Origin of the sequence: Microcoleus sp. PH2017_34_RAT_O_A, from assembly GCF_020737885.1 — a bacterium.
Classification (GTDB): Bacteria; Cyanobacteriota; Cyanobacteriia; order Cyanobacteriales; family Microcoleaceae; genus Microcoleus.
Genome location: NZ_JAEQDD010000001.1, coordinates 261,911 through 281,608, shown reverse-complemented (window position 1 = coordinate 281,608; position 19,698 = coordinate 261,911). Strand labels below are relative to the sequence as shown.

At 45.4% G+C, this 19,698-nt stretch carries 21 protein-coding genes and 1 tRNA gene; 11 read left to right on the top strand and 11 right to left on the bottom strand.

Annotated features, from left to right (window positions below; translation table 11 throughout):
• Positions 1 to 82: 82 nt before the first annotated feature.
• Complete coding sequence (locus tag JGK11_RS01190) at positions 83 to 970, bottom strand: LysR family transcriptional regulator (RefSeq protein ID WP_293195882.1); 888 nt, start codon at positions 968 to 970, stop codon at positions 83 to 85.
• Between the two features lie 111 nt (positions 971 to 1,081).
• Between JGK11_RS01190 and JGK11_RS01185 the strand changes: the two genes are divergently transcribed.
• Together JGK11_RS01185 and JGK11_RS01180 are read left to right on the top strand one after the other, a co-directional pair.
• Complete coding sequence (locus JGK11_RS01185) at positions 1,082 to 1,570, top strand: GNAT family N-acetyltransferase (RefSeq protein WP_293210283.1); 489 nt, start codon at positions 1,082 to 1,084, stop codon at positions 1,568 to 1,570.
• Positions 1,571 to 1,593: 23 nt separating this feature from the next.
• The gene (locus JGK11_RS01180) at positions 1,594 to 2,424 is read left to right on the top strand and encodes a class I SAM-dependent methyltransferase (protein WP_293176546.1); all 831 of its coding nucleotides are present in this window, start codon (positions 1,594 to 1,596) and stop codon (positions 2,422 to 2,424) included.
• Between the two features lie 303 nt (positions 2,425 to 2,727).
• Here the strand turns inward: JGK11_RS01180 and folD are convergent, their stop codons facing one another.
• Positions 2,728 to 3,603 carry a bifunctional methylenetetrahydrofolate dehydrogenase/methenyltetrahydrofolate cyclohydrolase FolD gene (folD, locus tag JGK11_RS01175; protein ID WP_293176518.1) on the bottom strand — a complete coding sequence of 292 codons (876 nt, stop codon included), beginning with the start codon at positions 3,601 to 3,603 and terminating at the stop codon, positions 2,728 to 2,730.
• 153 nt (positions 3,604 to 3,756) lie between these two features.
• Here folD and JGK11_RS01170 point away from each other — a divergent pair, with 153 nt between their 5' ends.
• Complete coding sequence (locus JGK11_RS01170; RefSeq protein ID WP_293176516.1) at positions 3,757 to 4,188, top strand: DNA-binding protein; 432 nt, start codon at positions 3,757 to 3,759, stop codon at positions 4,186 to 4,188.
• A 341-nt stretch (positions 4,189 to 4,529) separates the two neighbouring features.
• On the opposite strand, the gene JGK11_RS01165 is transcribed toward JGK11_RS01170, so the two are convergent.
• Positions 4,530 to 4,769, bottom strand: coding sequence for a hypothetical protein (locus JGK11_RS01165; protein ID WP_293210280.1), 240 nt, complete (start codon positions 4,767 to 4,769; stop codon positions 4,530 to 4,532).
• Between JGK11_RS01165 and JGK11_RS01160 the strand changes: the two genes are divergently transcribed.
• Positions 4,755 to 5,177 (top strand): NUDIX hydrolase, encoded by a 423-nt coding sequence (locus tag JGK11_RS01160; RefSeq protein ID WP_293210278.1) that lies wholly within the window; start codon positions 4,755 to 4,757, stop codon positions 5,175 to 5,177. The genes JGK11_RS01165 and JGK11_RS01160 overlap by 15 nt on opposite strands.
• A 317-nt stretch (positions 5,178 to 5,494) precedes the next feature.
• Here the strand turns inward: JGK11_RS01160 and JGK11_RS01155 are convergent, their stop codons facing one another.
• On the bottom strand, positions 5,495 to 6,043 hold the full coding sequence (locus JGK11_RS01155; protein ID WP_293176510.1) for a 3-isopropylmalate dehydratase: 549 nt from the start codon (positions 6,041 to 6,043) through the stop codon (positions 5,495 to 5,497).
• Positions 6,044 to 6,221: 178 nt separating this feature from the next.
• Here JGK11_RS01155 and JGK11_RS01150 point away from each other — a divergent pair, with 178 nt between their 5' ends.
• The 4 genes from JGK11_RS01150 to JGK11_RS01135 all read left to right on the top strand — a co-directional run bounded on the left by JGK11_RS01150 (position 6,222) and on the right by JGK11_RS01135 (position 13,394).
• Positions 6,222 to 7,091, top strand: a complete 870-nt coding sequence (locus JGK11_RS01150; RefSeq protein ID WP_293176508.1) for a hypothetical protein — start codon at positions 6,222 to 6,224, stop codon at positions 7,089 to 7,091.
• A 552-nt stretch (positions 7,092 to 7,643) separates the two neighbouring features.
• Positions 7,644 to 8,834: an RNA-guided endonuclease TnpB family protein gene (locus JGK11_RS01145; RefSeq protein WP_293176506.1), complete on the top strand. Its 1,191-nt coding sequence runs from the start codon at positions 7,644 to 7,646 to the stop codon at positions 8,832 to 8,834.
• Positions 8,835 to 8,944: 110 nt separating this feature from the next.
• Entirely contained in the window at positions 8,945 to 11,158 is a 2,214-nt protein-coding gene (locus JGK11_RS01140; protein ID WP_293189537.1) for a GAF domain-containing protein, read from the top strand.
• 556 nt (positions 11,159 to 11,714) lie between these two features.
• On the top strand, positions 11,715 to 13,394 hold the full coding sequence (locus JGK11_RS01135; RefSeq protein ID WP_293210276.1) for an AarF/ABC1/UbiB kinase family protein: 1,680 nt from the start codon (positions 11,715 to 11,717) through the stop codon (positions 13,392 to 13,394).
• 78 nt (positions 13,395 to 13,472) lie between these two features.
• On the opposite strand, the gene JGK11_RS01130 is transcribed toward JGK11_RS01135, so the two are convergent.
• Positions 13,473 to 13,772 (bottom strand): DUF433 domain-containing protein, encoded by a 300-nt coding sequence (locus JGK11_RS01130; protein WP_293176500.1) that lies wholly within the window; start codon positions 13,770 to 13,772, stop codon positions 13,473 to 13,475.
• A 120-nt stretch (positions 13,773 to 13,892) separates the two neighbouring features.
• On the opposite strand from JGK11_RS01130, the gene JGK11_RS01125 reads away from it, so the two are divergent.
• Both JGK11_RS01125 and JGK11_RS01120 read left to right on the top strand, forming a co-directional pair.
• Positions 13,893 to 14,111: a hypothetical protein gene (locus tag JGK11_RS01125; protein WP_293176498.1), complete on the top strand. Its 219-nt coding sequence runs from the start codon at positions 13,893 to 13,895 to the stop codon at positions 14,109 to 14,111.
• A 2-nt stretch (positions 14,112 to 14,113) separates the two neighbouring features.
• The gene (locus JGK11_RS01120; protein ID WP_293176496.1) at positions 14,114 to 14,449 is read left to right on the top strand and encodes a type II toxin-antitoxin system PemK/MazF family toxin; all 336 of its coding nucleotides are present in this window, start codon (positions 14,114 to 14,116) and stop codon (positions 14,447 to 14,449) included.
• A 101-nt stretch (positions 14,450 to 14,550) separates the two neighbouring features.
• Here JGK11_RS01120 and JGK11_RS01115 read toward each other — a convergent pair whose 3' ends face one another.
• The 5 genes from JGK11_RS01115 to JGK11_RS01095 form a co-directional block, all read right to left on the bottom strand.
• Positions 14,551 to 14,763 carry a type II toxin-antitoxin system HicB family antitoxin gene (locus JGK11_RS01115; protein WP_325315532.1) on the bottom strand — a complete coding sequence of 71 codons (213 nt, stop codon included), beginning with the start codon at positions 14,761 to 14,763 and terminating at the stop codon, positions 14,551 to 14,553.
• Between the two features lie 387 nt (positions 14,764 to 15,150).
• Entirely contained in the window at positions 15,151 to 15,540 is a 390-nt protein-coding gene (locus JGK11_RS01110) for a hypothetical protein (protein WP_293176494.1), read from the bottom strand.
• The gene (locus JGK11_RS01105) at positions 15,519 to 15,929 is read right to left on the bottom strand and encodes a HEPN domain-containing protein (RefSeq protein WP_293176492.1); all 411 of its coding nucleotides are present in this window, start codon (positions 15,927 to 15,929) and stop codon (positions 15,519 to 15,521) included. Before JGK11_RS01105 ends, JGK11_RS01110 begins: the two co-directional genes overlap by 22 nt.
• A gap of 188 nt (positions 15,930 to 16,117) precedes the next feature.
• Positions 16,118 to 16,190 (bottom strand) — tRNA-Glu (locus JGK11_RS01100).
• A gap of 90 nt (positions 16,191 to 16,280) precedes the next feature.
• Positions 16,281 to 17,327, bottom strand: a complete 1,047-nt coding sequence (locus JGK11_RS01095; RefSeq protein ID WP_293210274.1) for a M42 family peptidase — start codon at positions 17,325 to 17,327, stop codon at positions 16,281 to 16,283.
• A 165-nt stretch (positions 17,328 to 17,492) separates the two neighbouring features.
• Here JGK11_RS01095 and JGK11_RS01090 point away from each other — a divergent pair, with 165 nt between their 5' ends.
• Positions 17,493 to 18,239 (top strand): FkbM family methyltransferase, encoded by a 747-nt coding sequence (locus JGK11_RS01090; protein ID WP_293176488.1) that lies wholly within the window; start codon positions 17,493 to 17,495, stop codon positions 18,237 to 18,239.
• 195 nt (positions 18,240 to 18,434) lie between these two features.
• Here the strand turns inward: JGK11_RS01090 and JGK11_RS01085 are convergent, their stop codons facing one another.
• Complete coding sequence (locus tag JGK11_RS01085; RefSeq protein ID WP_293176486.1) at positions 18,435 to 19,469, bottom strand: histidine kinase; 1,035 nt, start codon at positions 19,467 to 19,469, stop codon at positions 18,435 to 18,437.
• Positions 19,470 to 19,698: the final 229 nt, after the last annotated feature.

Below are 19,698 nucleotides of genomic sequence, written 5' to 3'. Positions count from 1 at the left end.
TTCGGTTGGGACTAATCGATCGGCGATCGAGGTCGATCGCGCCGACTTTTACGGTGGCGATCGATCGGTACGACTCTAATCCCTAATATTGAAGACTTGACAAGTCTCTGGCTGTCTGCAAAAACCGCTGCACCGCTGGCGTGGGATTGTCGCGCCAAATTAGAGCAATTGAGACGATCGGACTTGGTTCTTGTAAATGTTTGTAAACAACCCCAGTGCGCTGGAAGTTTTGCATCGATGCGGGGACGATCGCCACCCCCATCTCGGCGGCTACCAAGCTGATAATTGTCTGCATTTGAATCGCTTCTTGACCGGCGATCGGGCTAAAACCTGCTTGCAGACACAGACTGACGATCGGATCGTACAATCCTGGAGCTAGGGAACGGGGAAATAGTATGAAAGGTTCGGCAGAAAGTTCGCGCAATTCTACAACAGCGCGATCGGCTAAATAATGCGTTTCTGGCAGCGCCACGATCAGAGGTTCTCGAAAAACGATTTCGGAATTTATGCCATCTTCCTCGATTGGAGGGCGCACGAAGCCGATATCAATGCGCCCGAACCGCAGTCGCTGCAATTGTTCGTTAGTTGTGAGTTCGTGCAGTTCGAGCTTGACGGCGGGACACCGAGTGCGAAACGCCTGCAAGATGGCTGGAACTACATTGTGCGCGGCGGAACTCACAAAGCCTACAGTGAGTTGGCCGAGTTCCCCGCGGCTGGTTTGTTTGCCAAGTTGAATAGCGCGATCGACTTGTAGCAGAATTTTCTGTGATTCCTCAAAAAAAACCTGTCCGGCTTCCGTTAGCACAACTGTCCGCTTGGTGCGACGAAAAAGTTGAAAGCCCAACTCTGCCTCCAAATGCTGAATTTGTTGACTTAGCGGAGGTTGAGCCATGTGCAATCTTTCCGCTGCACGAGTGAAATTCAGTTCCTCTGCAACGGCAATAAAGTAACGCAAATGTCGCAGTTCCATAGCTTCCCAATCATTAATATTTTAAAAGTATAAGTTATTAGCTAAAAAGATATTGGACATTGATGATGATATTTCATACAGTGATTAATAGGTGAGATTGAGAATTAAACAATGGCTAATTTGGATGTAAGAATTAGAGAAGCAGAACTTGCAGACTTAGAACTAATTCTGACTTTTATCGCGCAAAAAAGCGAGTTCGATGGAGCTAAAAATCTGTTGGCAGCAACAGCCGATAAATTGCAACAAGCGTTATTTTGTCAGTCTCCGCTAGTGCGGGTATTGTTGGCGGAAGTTGCAGGCACTGCGGTAGGATTTGCGATGTTTTATGCTACCTATTCAAGTTTGTTGACCCAGCCTTGTCTGTGGCTTGATGATTTATTTGTGCAAGCTCCCATGCGCGGTATGGGAGTGGGTACAGCTTTGTTGAAACATTTGGCACAAATTGCTGAATCCACAAATTGCGGGCGAATTGAATGGACTGTGAATGCTAAAAATTCAGCGGGAGTTGCTTTTTATGAGAAGCAGGGAGCGCGGATTTTGGAAAATATTAGGGTTTGCAGGATTGATGAAAATGCGATCGCGGAACTCGCTAGCAAATGATTCGCTCGCTTTTGTGAAGGAGGATTTTTTTATTAACCGCAGAGAACACAGAGAACACAGAGAGAGAAGAAAGGTTTAGAGTAGTTATGATGACACAAGATTCTTGGAATACGGATCTCTACGAACAGCAACACGCTTTTGTTTGGCAATACGGCGAATCGCTCTTAGAATTACTGGCTCCGCAGGCGGGAGAAGGAATTCTGGATTTGGGCTGCGGTACGGGACAGTTAACTGCAAAGATTGCTGAAAGTGGTGCTTTTGTGCAAGGTATTGATTCTTCTTTGGCGATGATTTCCACTGCTAAATCAAATTATCCTCACATTAACTTTGTGGCGGCGGATGCGAGGAATTTTCAAGTGGAAGAGCCGTTAGATGCTGTGTTTTCTAATGCGGTTTTGCACTGGATAAAACAACCGGATGCTGCGATCGCTTGCGTGGAAAAAGCGCTGAAGCCGGGAGGGCGTTTTGTGGCTGAGTTTGGCGGTAAGGGGAATGTGGGGGCGATCGCCCGCGCGCTTTTGAATGTTTTGTCGGAAATTGGCTGCGAGGAGCCCCAATCGCTTAATCCTTGGTATTTTCCGAGTATCGGCGAGTATGCTCTGCTGCTGGAAAACCACGGTTTTGATGTGAGTTATGCGGTTTTGTTCGATCGCCCGACTCCCCTAGAAGGCGGCAGCGCTGGTATGGTAAATTGGATCGAGATGTTTGCAGGCGGGTTTTTGTCGGGTTTGTCGCCGTTCGTGCGATCGCGCGCAATTAAACAAGTTGAAGAACGTTTGCGGCCCGCTCTTTACCGCGATGGTAATTGGAGTGCAGATTATCGCCGAATTCGCGTTGTTGCTGTCAAGAAATAGTCGGCATTACCCAAATTAGCCGGAATTATCTCAGTAGGAACCGCTCATTTTTGTAAAAAGCATTTGGGTACATCTGGGTTTGGAAAATATTTTTGTAGGGGCGAAGCATGACCTCCGTCAATATGAGATTATAACGAATAACTTATATGCGGTCATGCTTCGCCCTCTTCACAAGTTAGATGTACCGAAAGCATTTTCTGATTTTATTCCTGTATCCGCTCCTGCTTCTGCAATCAAAAGAGCGGATACAGCAATCTCATGTCAAGGCAAAACTGCACATTTCCGCTATGATTCGCGCGCTCGTCAAACCATCTTTTTCGTATAACTAGAAACTGTATTTTCCAACAACATAGCAACAGTCATCGGCCCGATTCCTCCCGGCACCGGCGTAATCGCTCCGGCTACTGTTTTCACAGCATTAAAATCTACATCTCCGGCCAAACGGCTAGTACCATCTGGATTGACGACGCGGTTAATGCCAACATCAATTACTACTGCTCCCGGTTTTACCATATTAGCTGCAATCATTTCGGTGCGGCCGACGGCGGCAATTAAAATATCGGCTTGGCTGGTAATTGATTCTAGGTTTTGCGATCGCGAATGAGCTACAGTAACAGTGCAATCGGCTTCTAACAGCATCAGCGCCATCGGTTTACCCACCAAAATACTGCGGCCCAAAACAACAGCATTTTTTCCTTTCAAATCAATCTGGTATTCCTGCAATAACCGCATCACTCCGGCGGGAGTACAACTCCGCAAACCTTGCTCACCCCGTACCAAGCTACCTAAATTTACCGGGTGAAGTCCGTCAGCATCTTTGTCAGGTGCAATTTGGTACAGCAGCGAAATTGCGTCTAGGTTTTCTGGTAGCGGAAGTTGTACTAAAATGCCGTCTACTCGATCGTCCTCGTTGAGTGCATGAATTGCAAGTTCGAGTTCCGCTTGAGTCACGTTTGCTGGATAATGCTGGCCAAAGGAAGCTATGCCAACTTTAGCGCAGGCTCGCTCTTTGTTGCGGACGTAAGCCGCGCTGGCTGGGTTGTCGCCCACCATCAGCACCGCAAGTCCCGGAGGACGCCCAATCTGGGGTTGTAGGGCGCGGACTTTTTCGCTCAGTTCGCTTTGAATCTTTGTCGCTAAAGCTTTGCCATCTAGTATTTGAGCAGTTTTGGCATCCATTGTAGACTCTAGGTTAGGGGCTGACGAGTTTAAATTTTAGCTTAACTGCCGTCAAGGACTACAAAGCGAGAAATTTCTGACTCGCGATCGACTCTGAGGATTCTGTTACAGTAAGTCGTATCTCACAATCTAAAATATCAAATCCTTTGACAAATGACTACTATAATTCAGCAAGTTTGGATTCAAAGATACTCCATAGGCTCTTTATTGCTAATACTGACTAGCGGTTTGCTCAGTTGTGGCAATGTACCCATGTCTCAACTCAATCTCGGTTTGAATGTTGCTAGCATTGGCGACATTCAACAAAAGCGGCAAGTTGATGGTGAAGTTTATCTCCGAGGGAAGGTGGAAAATCGCGCTCCGTTTGTGGGGAATGCGGCTTATCAAATTCAAGACGGTACTGGTAAGATTTGGATTTTAACTAAGCAAGCTTTGCCCAAGCTTGGCGATGAAGTGTTGCTCAAGGGAGAAGTCCGCTTTAAGAGTATCACCGTCAAGGAATTGGCAGGGAAGGATTTAGGTGAAGTTTATATTGAGGAAATGGAACAATTAAACCGCACTCCAGCGGCTGATAAAGCAAAATAGCTACACGCTAATTTTTTTTCAATAATTAAGTACCTGTATTTCATGAAAATCCAAGGTATGTAGTTGCGCTTTGGCGCTTTGGCTTTGGTTATTGGTGATGAAATGCGATCGCGTTTACGAGCTCTTTCGTTTATATTACAGATTGGGTGAAACAAAGTTTTGACTGGGCTTGTTTATGAGCTTGTTCGTTTTTATTACAAATTTGGGTGAACCCGTCTCTAGTCAAAATTCTTCCCTCTTCCTTCTTCCTTCTTCCTTCTCGGTGCATTTCACTTTTGAAGAGAAGAGGGCGAAGCATGACCGCATATAAGTTATTAGCTATCATCTCATATTGATTGCGGTCATGCTTCGCCCCTACACACATATTTGCCAAACGCCAAACTGAGATGCACCCCTTCCCTCTTCCTTCTTTTCTCTTCCTTCTTCCCTCTTCCTTCTTCCTTCTTCCTTCTTCCTTCTTCCTTCTTTCTTCCTTCTTCCTTCTTCCTTCTTCCTTCTTCCTTCTTCCTTCTTCCTTCTTCCTTCTTCCTTCTTCCTTCTTCCTTCTTCCTTCTTCCTTCTTCCTTATGACTAAAATTCACGTTGCGATCGCCATTTTACACAAAGACGGCAAATTTCTCTGCCAGTTGCGGGACGATGTTCCTCATATCAGGTATCCCGGACATTGGGCTTTGTTTGGCGGACACTTGGAACCGGGAGAAACTGCCGAAGTGGCTCTGCTGCGCGAGTTACTAGAGGAAATTTCCTGGGTTCCTGCAAGTGCCTCTTTTTTCTGTCGCGATGTCGAAGGAGATATTGTGCGCCATGTTTTTCACTCACAACTTACTGCGGATGTCAACGATTTAGTGTTGCACGAGGGTTGGGATATGCAGTTGTTGACAGCCGAGGATATTCGGGCTGGTAAATGCTATTCTGAAAAGTCTGGAGATGTACGACCTTTTGGCATTCCTCACCAGCGGATTTTATTGAATTTTATTGAGTCGATTTGATATTCTATTAATAGACCTCTTGCAAAAGTCCTTTTAATCATATTTTGGGACGGGCTAGAAGCCCATCCCACAAGAAAAAAAAATTGTGGGATGGGCTTCTAGCCCGTCCTAAATATTTTTGCAAGAAGTCTAATGATTTGTAAGGTGCTTGTGGCGCACCCTACATTAGACCTCCTGCGAAAGTATTTTATCGATCCTTTAACAGTCGCCATTTCAGCCATTATTAACTAATAATAAAAGATTGGCCAGACATACTGGTAATTATCGGTTTTGTCGATTAGGTGAGGACTTTCGCAGGAGGTCTATTAACTTAGCAGTTAAGAACGAGCCGCAATCATTCCCGTTTGGCGTGCGTAGGCAAACAGCCCTCCGGCATCAATCACCGGCCCGACATCTCCTAAAGGCTTGAGGGAGTAAGTGAGATTTTGAGTGTGGTTGATAATTTTATCGCCCGCAAAGTCGATCGTCACTTCTTGGCCTGTTACAAATAGGTCGCAAAGTCGATCGACCGATTCGATCGGATACAATTCGCCAGTCGCCGAGCAATTGCGAAAGAAAATCCGCGCGTAAGACAAGGCTACCACCGCTGTGACGCCCGCAGCCCCCAGAGCGATCGGAGCGTGCTCCCGCGAAGAACCGCAACCAAAATTTTCGCCCGCAATGATAATCGGATACCGGGTTTTGGTTTCGCCGGCTTCCATAAACTTGCCGTAGCGATCGGGCAACCCAATCATCGCATAACTGCCTAGTTTCTCGTACTCGTCCGGCTTCGAGGGAACCAAGGTCAGGTATTCGGCTGGGATAATTTGATCTGTATCGATGTTGTCATCTAGAACAAAAATTTGACCGCTAATTACTTTACCCATAGTTTATTTCCTGTTGTCTCGCTCAATTCTGTGGCGATCGTGTTAAGTGGGATCGGTATGCAAGATTTGCATCTGTTCATTTTAACCTGGCACTGTCAGTGATAACGTGTATAGATAAAAATTAGATCCGAGACTTTGGATTAAAAATTAACAGATTGCGAAGCGTCAAAATAGTGTTATGGCGAATCAAATAGATGACATTGCTCGGCAAGCTCGCGAGGGCTCCGTTGCATCGATTATTCAAATCCTTAACGACAAACTGGCACACGTAGGTGTCAGAGCTAGAGCCGTGTTTGCTTCTGGGATACTGCAACTGCTGTGCGAAGCTGCAACACCCCAACTGCTCGAACAGTCTAGTTTGGTCGATCGCATCCGAGAAATTTTGGAGAATCTCTCGCCCCGCAATATTCGCCGAGTCAACATCAACACCCGGCTGGTGCGAGAACACCAACTGCTGTGGCTCGAAGAAATTAGCCGCGATCCAGAAAATCAATTGCTGTGGTCCCAAGAAATTAAACTCAGAAAGCCAAATTTGTTCAAGCGTTTGGCCGCCGCCCATCACGAACGCCAAGCTGAAGAGCGGGCTTTGCCCAGAATCGCTGCTCCTCGATCGATGCAGCAACCGCGGCAATTTAAGCGCGGTATCGTCGGCGGCGTCAGCTTGAGCGTGTTGTTGCTGGTTGCGGTGGCCGCCATCTACAAAGGACTCAATTCCCCAGTGCCAAACAGCACAGCCGCCACCACCCAAGCAGTTGCCAGTCCCAGTTCCTCAGAAGCAACACCTGCTGTCAAAACTTCTAAGGAAAATCCTAATTCTGCTGTTGACTCTTTTTCCCAAGCAGTGCGGGTGGCAGAGCAAGCAGCCACCCAGGGCAAAACCGCTCAATCTCGCGAAAATTGGTTAGTAGTGGCCGCTAAGTGGCAGCAAGCTTCGGATTTGATGGCCGCCGTATCCCCAAATCATCCCCGCTCTGCAACGGCTGTTAACCGGACGGTACTTTATCGCCAAAATAGCGATCGAGCCCAACAGGAAGCACAAAATAAGTAAGCAGGGAAGTCGGATAAATTTAACAATAGAACTAGCAAGCGCGTTTCTAGAACTTGCGATCGATGAGTAGTCGAGCAAAAACTTCGTAACTCTCAGATCGATCCTGAGGGAGGATTTTTTATTTTTTATTTTTTGCGATCGGCGTCACTCGATCGCATGATTTATATCACAATAAAATTTTATCAGGATCACAAACTTAAATAAGAAACATCACAGAATCAGGAGAGGGGTCTCACAAAGCAGTCTCAAAAATAAATTCATTCTCAGAACAGTTCAAATTAGTGGGAATGGGATTTATCCTCATCTGGTCAAGGATGCTAAAGTTCATCCCGTACAGATCCAAGGGTAGAAAACAGCAAAATAGAACTCGGTCGGATCTGAGTAAGTCTTTTAAAGATTTAGTTACCCGCCGACGGGCTGCGCCAACGCAGAAAGCAGGCTCATAACAGTCCAACCGACTGTTATCAGAAAACTGGGTTGAAAACCCGTCGTTCTACGACGGCTTTACAAGATTTTACAGGCAGCTTACGATTGAGGTGTGAAACTGGAAACATGACACTCAAAGCCTTCAGCTATCGATTCTACCCAACGCCAGAACAGGAAAGCCTGTTGCGACGCACGATAGGTTGTGTTCGTTTGGTCTACAACCGTGCCTTAGCTGCAAAGACTCAAGCTTGGTATGAAGAACAAAAACGGGTAGCATATACTGAGACTTCAAGTATGCTAACTTCCTGGAAGAAAACTCTTGAATTAGAATTCCTAAATGAAGTTTCTTCAGTACCGTTGCAGCAGTGCTTGCGACATTTGCAAACTGCTTACAATAACTTCTTTGACGGGCGAGCAAAATATCCCAATTTCAAGAAAAAACGCAACGGTGGCAGCGCGCAATTTGCTGCGTCGGCATTTAAGTTCAAGGACGGACAAGTTTACTTAGCCAAGTCTGTTGACCCCTTACCTATTCGTTGGAGTCGAACACTACCGGACGGTTGCCGACCATCAACGATTACGGTAAAGCTGGCACCATCTGGTAGGTGGTCAGTTTCTTTGTTGGTAAATGTGGAAATTGAAACATTACCCGACGAGTCAGACAACCAAATCGGTATTGACTTGGGAATTACCAGTTTGCTGGCACTGAGCACAGGCGAAAAAATTGTCAACCCCAAAGGATTTAAGGCAAAATATCGCCAACTTAGAAGAGCGCAGAAAGCTTTAAGTCGAAAACAGAAGGGGTCAAATAACCGACACAAAGCAAGGCTGAAAGTAGGGAGAGTGCATCAAGAAATTGCCGATGCAAGGAAAGATAATCTTCACAAGTTAACAACGCGGTTGGTGCGTGAAAACCAAACCATCGCCGTAGAAAATTTAGCTGTGAAGAACATGGTAAAAAATCGAAAACTGGCTCTTGCCATCAGCGACGCAAGTTGGGGTGAATTGGTCAGGCAACTTGAATACAAGTGCAATTGGTACGGTCGCACTTTAATCAAGATTGACCGATGGTTCCCGAGTTCAAAACGGTGTTTTGAGTGCGGATATATTGTTGAAAAACTGCCGTTAAATGTTCGGGAGTGGAAGTGTCCTAATTGCGGGTCACACCATGACCGAGACATCAACGCCAGTAAGAATATTCTGGCCGCAGGGCTTGCGGTAACAGTCTGTGGAGCGACTGTAAGACCAGAACAGAGTAAATCTGTTAAGGCAGGTGCGAAAAACCGATCCGGAAGGAAGCAGAAACCCAAATCGTGAGGCTTGGGAATCCTCGCTCTTCTAAGGCGGGGAGGATGTCAAAGATAGGTTCTATATATGCAGCACGAATCTGCTTAAACATCATTAAAAAAAAGAAAGACTTCGTTGCCATGATCGATTACCAGGGAAATCAAGACTTTACTCCGATCGACCAATCGCCTTCAGAGTCTCGCACTTTGCATCTACCACCAATGGCAGAACCAGTATCAGTCCAAAAATTTCTGGATCGTCTTATGCAGTACCAGGTCGATCCTGCCCTTGTCGGGCGGCAAATTTACCAAATTCTCGCGACCAACATCGATCGAGAAATCCTGCTGCTACAAATAGCAAAAACTTTGGGGGTTGCTTGTGGGGTAGATTTCTGTTTGGTTGCTGCTGTAGCTGACCAGAAAGTAGTAATTCCGAATGCTTGCTGGCTTCAGAAGAGCGATCTGCTAAACGCTGCGGATGCAAGTAAGATACCCGAAGACTCCCAAAGCACAAAATTAGAATCGCCTAGCATATCGCTCGAACATCCTGTTTTCGCAAACCTGCTAGCAGACGGCGAGATAGTAGGGATCTCCGACTATCTTGATACTCCTTTGACAGCTTCATCGCCCAATTCCCCTGTGACACCGCTGCCTTGTCGGGCAATTTTGGCAGCGCCTGCGCGATTTGGAGGGGCTGTAAATGGGACGATCGTTCTTGGTAAGTTGCAACCTCACGAGTGGTCAGCAACCGATCGCCAGCGCTTAGAAGCAGCATCAGAGGCGATCGGTATCGCGATTGCTCACATTCAAAAAACTCAAGAAATTGCCAGTTTAAACGAACAGTTACAGCAACAAGCTAAATACAAAAATCTACTCAGGTCAGTGGCTACTGCGATCGACACCAGTTCAGAAGTCGATCAATTTTTGCAGCAAATTATTGAAAATACCGTCAATACCTTGCAAGTAGATAGAGGTCAAATACTGCTGTTCAAAGATACAGACTTCCCCTTAACAAAAGCCTCCGTCAATCAAACTCCCAAAGCAAAAATAGTATTAATTGGCGAATCTGCATCAACCAAAAATGAAGGTAAACTAACAATAGAACCAAAAAATTCTGGAAAACAAAGCTCGAAAGCCAAACCCAAAACCCAGGCAAAAAGTGCTAATTCCAAATCCAAAAGTTCTAACTCCAAACAAAATAACTCTCCCGCTTTTTGGCTGTCGGAATCTAATTTGTGCGGTCAAGCATTCCAGAGCGCACCCCAACCTCTCGCCCTTGCTGACGCCAGCGAATTAATCGACAAGGAAGAAGAGGGAGCCGCAGAAATCTTGAAACTCCAAGGTATTCGGGGGTTGCTGGTAATTCCCATCATGCACGCAAGCAGACAGGAAATTGTCTTAGGGTTCTTGGTTTTGCAGCACTCCGAGCCGCGCCCTTGGAACCCTGAAGAATTAGAAATTCTGGAATCAGTCTGCGCTCAAGCGAGCAGGGCGATTATTCAAACTCAGATATTCAAGGAAGTGCAAACCCAAGTCCAAAAAAGAGATGCTGAGTTGGAAGAAAGTATCAACGTGCAGGAGAAACTGCACGAACAATCTGCCAATCAACTAGATCAACTACGCAAATTGAAGCTGATCAAAGACGAGTTTATCGACAATGTTAGTCACGAGTTGCGAACCCCTTTGACAATCATGAATCTGGCGATTCTGATGCTCAAACAGGCCGAACAGCCATCAGCAAGTCGGGCTAATTATCTCGACATTCTAGAGCAGCATTGTGCTAAGGAAGCCGCCCTGGTTCAGGATTTGCTAACCTTCAAGCAATTAGAGCGTCAGCCACTCCCTCTTTATCCAGTCAACATCGATCTCAACCTTTTAATTAAAGATTTAGTTGTGGATTTTGAGAAAAAGTGGGCGGATAAGGGATTGACTCTGAAGGTGGATGTGCCGAAGTTTACCCCTTCCTTGGAAAGCGACCCGGACAGTCTTAAGCGGGTACTACTGGAACTGCTGACGAATGCTGGAAAATACTCGACTTCAGAAACAACGGTAGTTTTCAAGGCGTCTGAGGTAGCCAGCGATATTGTCCTGAGTGTGTCTAATTTCGGGCGTGGCATTCCTGATGCTGATTTGCCCCACATCTTTGAAAAGTTCCGTCGCGGTACTGGCATTACCAACAAAGCGATCGCCGGTACGGGTTTGGGTCTAGCCCTGGTAAAGTCTTTAGTGCAGCACTTGAATGGTACTATTGATGTGTCTAGTTGTCCGGCAGAAAGTTCTGAATCTGACGAGTTGTGCCGCACATCTTTTACTCTGACTTTGCCAAAAATTCCAGCGGAACTGTTGAATCTATAATAATAGTTCGGTTGAGAAGCGGCCCTGAATTGCCAGCGAACAGGCTAAAACTTGCGTTAATAGGGAGATTAGAAAATATAGCAAACCTTACCAAATCATCCTTTTTGATTTGTTTGTCTGATTGCGGGAACTTCTCTGAGTTTCGCGTGGGAAGAGGGGCTGTTTACCGCATAGCCGACGACTCGACACCCGTACCGGTACCGGAGGGGACTGTAATTCCCGGCTTAGCATTGGAATTGGATTGTTGATTCAAAAACGCAAGCATCTGGCTGTGAAATAAACTGACCAGAAAGAATTGGTTAAAAGCCCCAAGTCTTTGAGGGAGAAATTAAAATCAGACTATTCATTACTCCAATCCTCTTCCTTCTAGGTAGAGTTCGCTTTCAAACTGTCCCAGGTCAACTGTCAACTGTCCCAGGTCAACTGTCAACTGTTGAAGGTGTTTGGCTGCAAGTAAATTCCGTTATTTGTCGGGTATTTCTATCTGAGCCGATCGCTTGCTGCAATTTCCAGTTAAAATCGTTGCGGTGCACCTCAATAGATCGCGACGAATCTTATGCTCACAAAAGCTGCACCTAAACTCCTGCGTTGGCAACGTTCTAAATATTCGCCGCTGGCACGACAAATAGACGTTTTTGCTGCGACGGCAAAGTTTATGTTTTTTTTGTGGTGGGATGGACTGCTGCAAGATAAGTCTGCTCATACTAGAAGAATTCGTGCCCATTGGTTGGTCAATACTTTGCTGGATTTGGGCCCGACTTTTATTAAAATCGGGCAGTCTCTCTCCACTCGCGCCGATTTGCTGCCACTGGAGTACGTGAAGGAGTTGGAACAGTTGCAGGATCGGGTTCCTGAGTTTAGTTCCGAAGAGGCGATCGCCCTTGTAGAATCAGAGTTAGGCAAAGATATTTACGCTTTGTACCGGGATTTTGACCCGTTGCCCATTGCTGCGGCGAGTCTGGGCCAGGTGCACAAAGCGAGGCTGCACACCGGGGAAGATGTGATTGTGAAGGTGCAGCGTCCGGGTTTGGAAAGGTTATTCGATTTGGATGTCAAGGCGGTGCGCCAAGTAATGCGTTTGTGCGATCGCTATTTACCAGGGACGCGCAAGTACGACCTAGAATCTCTTTATCACGAATTTTTTAAGATTTTATATCAAGAGATTGACTACGTACAAGAAGGCAAAAATTCCGATCGCTTCAGCCATAATTTTCAAGAATATCCTCAGATTATTGTCCCGAAAGTCTACTGGCAATACACGACTAAAAAAGTGCTGACTTTAGAATACGCGCCGGGGATTAAGGTGGACGACAGGATCAGTTTAGAGGCGATTGGAGTAGATATTACGAAGCTCAATCAACTCGGAATTTCCTGTTACTTGAAGCAGTTGTTAATTGACGGTTTTTTTCAAGCTGACCCGCATCCGGGAAATTTGGCGGTAACAGAAGATGGTAGCTTGATATTTTACGATTTTGGGATGATGGCAGAAGTGAAGTCTCTGGCTAAGGACGAAATGGTCAAGACTTTTTTTGCTGTGCTGAGAAAGGATACCGATCGGGTACTGGATACTTTAATTGCGATCGGCTTAGTGGAGCCGATGCCGGATATGATGCCGGTACGCAGGCTGATTGCTTTTCTGTTGGATAAGTTTATTGATAAGCCGATCGACTTTCAAGCATTCAATGAAATCAAGAACGAACTGTACATCATGTTCGAGCAACAACCGTTTCGGTTGCCAGCAGAAATGATGTTTATTGTCAAGTCGTTGACGACTCTCGACGGCATTGCTAGAACTCTCGACCCTCACTACAATTTCCTATCATGCGCTCAGCCTTTTGTCAAGAGTATTGCGGTGAGTAAAGGGCGCAGAAGTGCGATCGGAGAATTGGCTCTCCAAGCACGAAATTTTATCACCTACAAGTTACAGCAGCCGAGTAAATCGCAAGTTTTTATCAAGCGTTTGGAACAGCGGATAGAAGATGGGGAGTTGCAAATTCGTGTGCGTAACATTGAGAGCGATCGCGCCCTGAAACGCATCAATCTCGCCCTAAAAACTCTGATTTTTGCCTGTATGGCTGGTTTTGGGGGGCTGACGGGTGCGGTGCTGCTGGTGGGCGGATATCAAACGGGGGCGATCGTAGCTTTTGCTGTGTCGGGATGCGCTGGCTTGTTTGTGCTGCGTGCTTTGCTAGATTTGTTGGTGAGGGAAAAGCTCGATCGAATAGCAGAAAAATAAATATACTTACTTGGTAATTAGGTTCGTAGTGAGGACTTTAGTCCTCATTTAAAACACTAAAGTAAAGACGAATTCAGCTCATGCTGTCTCCTGCATTTTTAGCAGATTTAATGCTGCAAAACGTTCATATTCTGCTTGTTGGGTCGCTAAATTTGCTTCTATTTCTGGTCGATTTGCGTGATAATAAGTCAGTGCAGCATAAACCTGCGCTAGGGTGAGATGATCCAGATCCGCTGCTATTTCCTCAGCACTATTACCTTGTTTGTATAAGACTACGATTCGCTGCACCGATGTGGCAGTACCTGCAATAATAGGGATGCCACCGCGAAGGTGCGGATCGCGGATAATGAGAGTGCCAATATCAGTTAAAGTTGGCATAGGTGAATCTGGGGTTAAAAATTAGAATTCAATTCTAGCATAAATTTATTAATTTTTTAAGCTATAATCTAATCAACCTGCCCTAAGTGTTCCAGAAGATAAGCAGCAGGAGGATTTGCTATGTCAACTACTGTTCGAGAAGTTTACGATCGCGTTCTTTCTACCCTTTCACCAAAGGATAGACTGCGCTTGGCAACTCTTATTCTCAACGATTTGGTGCAGCAAAATCTATCGGTTGTCGATGAAAGCGAGACTTGGACTGAAGAAGATAAACTCGATGTGACTACATTTTCTTTGCAGTATGCGGCCACCATTTTTCCTGAAAACGAGGAGATTTAATAGTGTCTTTTAATCCTGGTGATGTGGTGACAGTAGATTTTCCTGGTGTCACTGGCATTAAACGTCGTCCGGCGGTAATTCTATCATCAGTTACCTATAACACAACCCGCCGCGATGTAATAGCTGGACTACTGACTACACAGACAACTGCTTTAGGTATAACTGATTATATACTCCAAGATTGGGCCACAGCAGGTTTACGAGTCGTTTCGGTTTTTCGCAGTTTTATTGTCACTCTACCGCCATCTTCCAACTTAGTTCTAATTGGTCATCTGTCGGAACGTGACTGGAAGGAAGTTCGTGCTTGCTTGAAAGTCGCTCTTGCGGATTTGGAATGATATAGTTGTTACTGTTGGACGAAGAAGTGTTCGACAATATCCTCTTTAGAGTAGATTATAATTGAATTTTGCCGACTTAATTTATGAAATATTTTGTCCTACTACCGTGCTTCTAGATACTCACAGAGAGTAGTTGGTTCGGGAATTGGTAAACCCTCCTCTCGCAACCCTTCTAAGTGAAATTCGATCGCTTCTTTAATTTCCTGCTGTACTTCCGCAAGGGTAGCGCCTGTGGCTGCACATCCAGGTAAATCTGGCGCATAAGCTGAATAGTTATTGGGTGTTTTTTCAATGACGATCGCATAACGCATCATTTAGTCTCGAATTTAGAGTTGATTAGTTAATTGTAGGGTGTGTGACGGCGATAAATCTTTACATCAAAACCAGGAAATTTTAGATTAACCCCACGGATAAATTCGGGGGAAGAGAGGATTTTAGATTTTCGATTTGGGATTGATTCCACGGATAAATCACGTGGCGGGTACCATCAAAAAATTATTGGTCACGCACCGCCTCAGTCGCGATCTGAATTTCAACAAAAAAATACTGCCGAATAAATGTTGTGTTTATTTATAAAACCATTGTGTTCAGGTGCGGATATCTTAAATTGTCGATAGGTAGCTAGGAATTTTTCGTGGATCCACACCCTACGAATTAAGTAAACATTATTGCATGATATATCAGCTCGATCGAGAGTTGATTCACTTGATTTGATAAATGTAAGCATCATCAATGTACCTATGATTGACGCTTTGATTCGTTATCCGTCTCCCTGAAAAACTTGATTTGAAACGTTGTTGTAACTCGCGCAATCCCTGAATTAATTCATCTTTGACACTGACTGCGACAAGGGCTGTCCAATCAATTTTCAATTCTGGCTCTACCTCGCGAAAGACTGATAGTATCTCGTGGTAAGTTTTAAGTGGGCCTTTCTTATCATATGAAGGCGATGTGAGCATCAATCGCCAGGTTTCGGGTTCTGGTGCGTAGAACCAGAGAGCAGAATCAACTGATACACCTGCTGCATTAAGAGCGTCTATTAGTCTTTGACCTTCTGCTATTTCTTGACTTACCAATGTTGCTGTACCCATTGTAAAATTCCGTGATTGCTGTCGGTAATTGCTGAGTAAATATCGAGGGCTTTTTGTCGGTCATGTTTTTGGTAACGGCTTTCTTCTGACCAGTCTTTAAGAACTACCCATGCAGTTAAAAACTCTACATCTTTTAGCAGAGTTTTTAATTCGGAATCAAGTTTAGCAACTTTAACAAGTTTTTCTAAATCGTGGGTGTAACTGTCGAAAACAGTTTTTTTGTCAGGAAAGTCGAATTTCCGCGTTTGTTTTGCGATGCAAGCTTTTAAAGCGCATTCAACAACATAACCGCTGAGATAGTAAGCACCAGAGTATTGACGATTTTCGAGCAGCACTTCTACTTCTTTAAGTCGAGTGAGTGCGATGTTTTGTAAATCTCGTCTATTCACAAGTTTAGCTTACCTCCATGAAATCAGCAAGAAGACCGGGCGGTTGAAACCGCGTCTGGATTTACAATTATCCAATACGAGAGGAAGTTCAACCAACCAAATGCAAAAATGATACCTAGCGTGTGGGTTGGGGTTGTTGCCTTTACCACTTGCTAGATATCATTTTGATATCAGAGTTAGATTTTCAATACCCCCAGGGGAATTCGAATCCCCGTCGCATCCGTGAAAGGGATGTGTCCTAGGCCTCTAGACGATGGGGGCGCGTTTTTCGTTGCGTTTGCTTGTGTTCCGCACCTTTATTACCTTAACTAATCTTTCTGAATTTGTCAACTACTTTGCGAAAGTTTTTTTCTAGTCGTCCGAAAGTTGCTCGCAGTAGGCTTTGAGAATGGCGGCGCAATTGCCGATCGCCCCGAGATGAGCAATCTCGAACCCGTGGGTGTTCTGGGTGGGGAAAGCCAAACAAGCGGCGCGGGCCACATGGCCGAACTTCATGGCGATCGAAGCATCGCTTCCAAAACCGCTAATTACCGCCAACTGCACCTCTACATCGACTGCTGCGGCTGCTGCGCCTAATTGGCCGTTCAATCCTTCATCGTAGACTCCGTAGCCGTCCTGAACCAGCAACACCGGGTTTTCGCCATCTGCGATCGGGTATTCCGGCGCGATCGGGCAAATTTCCAAAGCAATCAGCGCATCCAACGGCTGGCGCTGCGTGAAATACAAAGCTCCGATCGCCCCAACCTCCTCCTTCGCCGACGCCACCAAATAAACATTCACCGCAGGCTCTGTCAAATATTCCGCCAGAGCCAGCAAAATCGCCACAGAAGCCTTGTTGTCAAGGGTGTAGCTCGCGATCCAATCCTTCAAGCGAATCGGCTGTTTGCGGTGCTTTCCTACCACCATCCGCGTCCCCGGTCGAATTCCGGCCTCGGCTAATTCCTCGGCAGTACACTTGGTTTCGATCCAGGCATTTTCCCACTTGACAGCAGCATCTTCCTGCTGAGCTTTTTGAGGAGATTCGTGAGAAACGTGGCGACTTCCGAAGCTGAGAATGCCGCTAATTGTTTGCTTGTCGCCCAATAAATCGACGACGCCTTCGCCATAAACCCAAGGAAACGCGCCACCCAACCTGCGGACTTCGACGCGGCCGATCTCGCCTATTGTTTTAACTAGGGCGCCAATTTCGTCTTTGTGGGCGGTAATGGCGATCGACTTTTCGGGATTGCGCCCGGGAATGAGGGCGATCGCATTGTCAGCGCGATCGATCCAAGCATTCACTCCCAGGGCGGCGAACTTTTCCATCAACCGCTGGTTAATTTCCGACTCCGCACCGCTGGGTGAGTGCAGCATGACTAATTCTTCGATTGTTTGAAATAGGCGATCGAACTCTAACATTTTTGATTCCCGGATTTGGGAGCGTATTTTGACATATATTAAAGCAGATTTTTTCTGGGTAGGAATCGTATTTTCTGAAGTGAATCTGATTTTTTTTGAACCGCAGAGGGCGCAGAGGGCGCAGAGAGCGTTATTATAAAAATGATTTTTTTTTAATATTCTTCTATGCTTGTCAATAAAATACTGCAACTTTTGCAACGTAAAATCCGCGCCCAAAAGTTAGGTGTAGAATTCAAGAGAGTTGCTAGCTTTAATTTGCCCGGTAATTTAATTGTGCAAGGAAATCGCCAACAAGTAAACTTGCCGGAGGAGAAAGGCATGGATGGAGAATTTATTGAAGTGCTTTTAGATGACTGTTACGGAGTGGAACAATTATCTGAATCGCTGATGAAAGTTCTCGATATCGGGGCGAATGTCGGGTTATTTCCGATCGCCGCCCGGAATCGATTTCCTCAAGCTGTAATTCACGCCTACGAAGCTAATCCAAACTTAGAAATTTACCTCAAACATCAATCTGAAATTGCCAATTTTACCTATTTTATGGAGGCTGTGGGAGCCGAAGATGGTAGAGTAGTTCTGGATATTCGGGAAGTATCGGGAAAAACGCGATCGCGCGTCAGCGAAAACGGTGATGTACCGATGGTATCGTTGAAAAGGGCGATCGATCGCATTGGCGGCAGCGTCGATTTAGCCAAAGTAGACTGCGAAGGTGCAGAATGGCTGTTATTTGAAGACCGAGATTCTTGGCAACTCGTGCAAAACCTGTCTTTAGAATATCACTTGTGGTCTGGTCACACTCACGCCGAAACCCGACAAGTTATTGAAAATTTAGGATTTCGGGTCACAAAGCAAACGCCAATAGATAAATGGTACGGCTCGATCTTAGCATCCCGAACCCCCAACCCTAAATAAGGTTCGTAGTTAGGACTTCAGTCCTCAGACTTTTTGAAGGACTGAAGTCCTAACTACAAACCAATTTTAACAGAATAGGACTTACGCGCGGGAGCCAGAAACCGGGTTTTTTCGAGAAAACTTTGTTGTGATTCGCAGATTTAGGGAAAAACCCGGTTTCTTTGTCGGAGTGCGCCCAGGACTGCTGAACTTGGATTAAATCAGTTCTTCACCTTGATTAAAACTGTGCATTCCTTGATTTTCCTCGACGCGCACAATAACATCTTCGGGAGTATTGATGATGCCTTTGAATGATTCTTGACTTGCTTGCAAAGCTTGTTCCTTGTTTTTGCGATCGGCAAGTTCGCGCTGCAACTTATCAATTATCCGTTCAAAACGAGCTGCTTGCCTGAGCATTTCCTGCTCCGAAAAATCCAGCAATTGAATCAAACTAGCAATTTGATTTTCCAGTAATTGATTTTCGTAAGCATTGTGAGATTGCACAATATTTGCCGATGTTTTTGAATTATTAAAAACATCTTTTTCGTCAGACAAAGACAGAGCAGTTTTGACACTAAGTGCAAAATGTTTAAACAATTGAGCTGTGCTATGGGGAATTTTTACTTTAAGGAAAATGACTACAGTAAACAAACTTCCCGATCGCAAAAGTCCCCCAAATGCCAAGACAGACTTGACTTTGTACGGGATAATTAAGGAATCTTGTTCCGGAATAAAGGGGCTGCCTTTTGCCTCGGATACGTGAAAAATATTTAATACTGCTGGTTCTAATTGCAGAAACCTTTCTCCCTCGATGCCGAGGACTGTAGGAATATCTAAACCGAACTGTCTGATGGTTTCCGAAATCGCCGGCATTTTGGCTACTACTTCGGTGCTAACTAAGGGAATAGCTGTATTTTCTACTGCTGTGTGCCGAGAATTCCACTGCGGTTCTATGCCTGCGGTTGCTAGTAGAGTCCAGCATTTCATGTCGGCGGCAGGGGATTTGCCATTCATTAAGCGGCGGGCGGATTGTTGCAATGATTCTTCTAATTCCCCGTAGGGATGAGTTTTGAACAAACGCACCAAAACACAGCTATTTTCTCCAGTTTGCGAATCGCAAAAATGTTGGTAAATATACTTGACAATTTTCTGGCTGCTAGCTTCCATACTAGCAGAATTTCTACCGAACTGGCGCAGCACTAAACTGCATTTCGCGATGTCTTGCGGGGTAAATAGGGTAATATCGTACATTAGAAAACGCTCTCCCAGACTCAAACACTCTTTTTCATTTATCCTTACGTCCGTTACCCCATCCGGAATTCTACTGAGAGTTTTTCCAAGTGTTAGTTAAAATATGTACAAAGTTTGCCAGCCAAATGCAGCGCTTGTCTGGCAGGATACAGAAATTAAGACTAAGCAAGAGTAATAGAAAACATCTATCCCGTAGCGCGCGCACCGCGCACAGAGAGGCAGATGTATG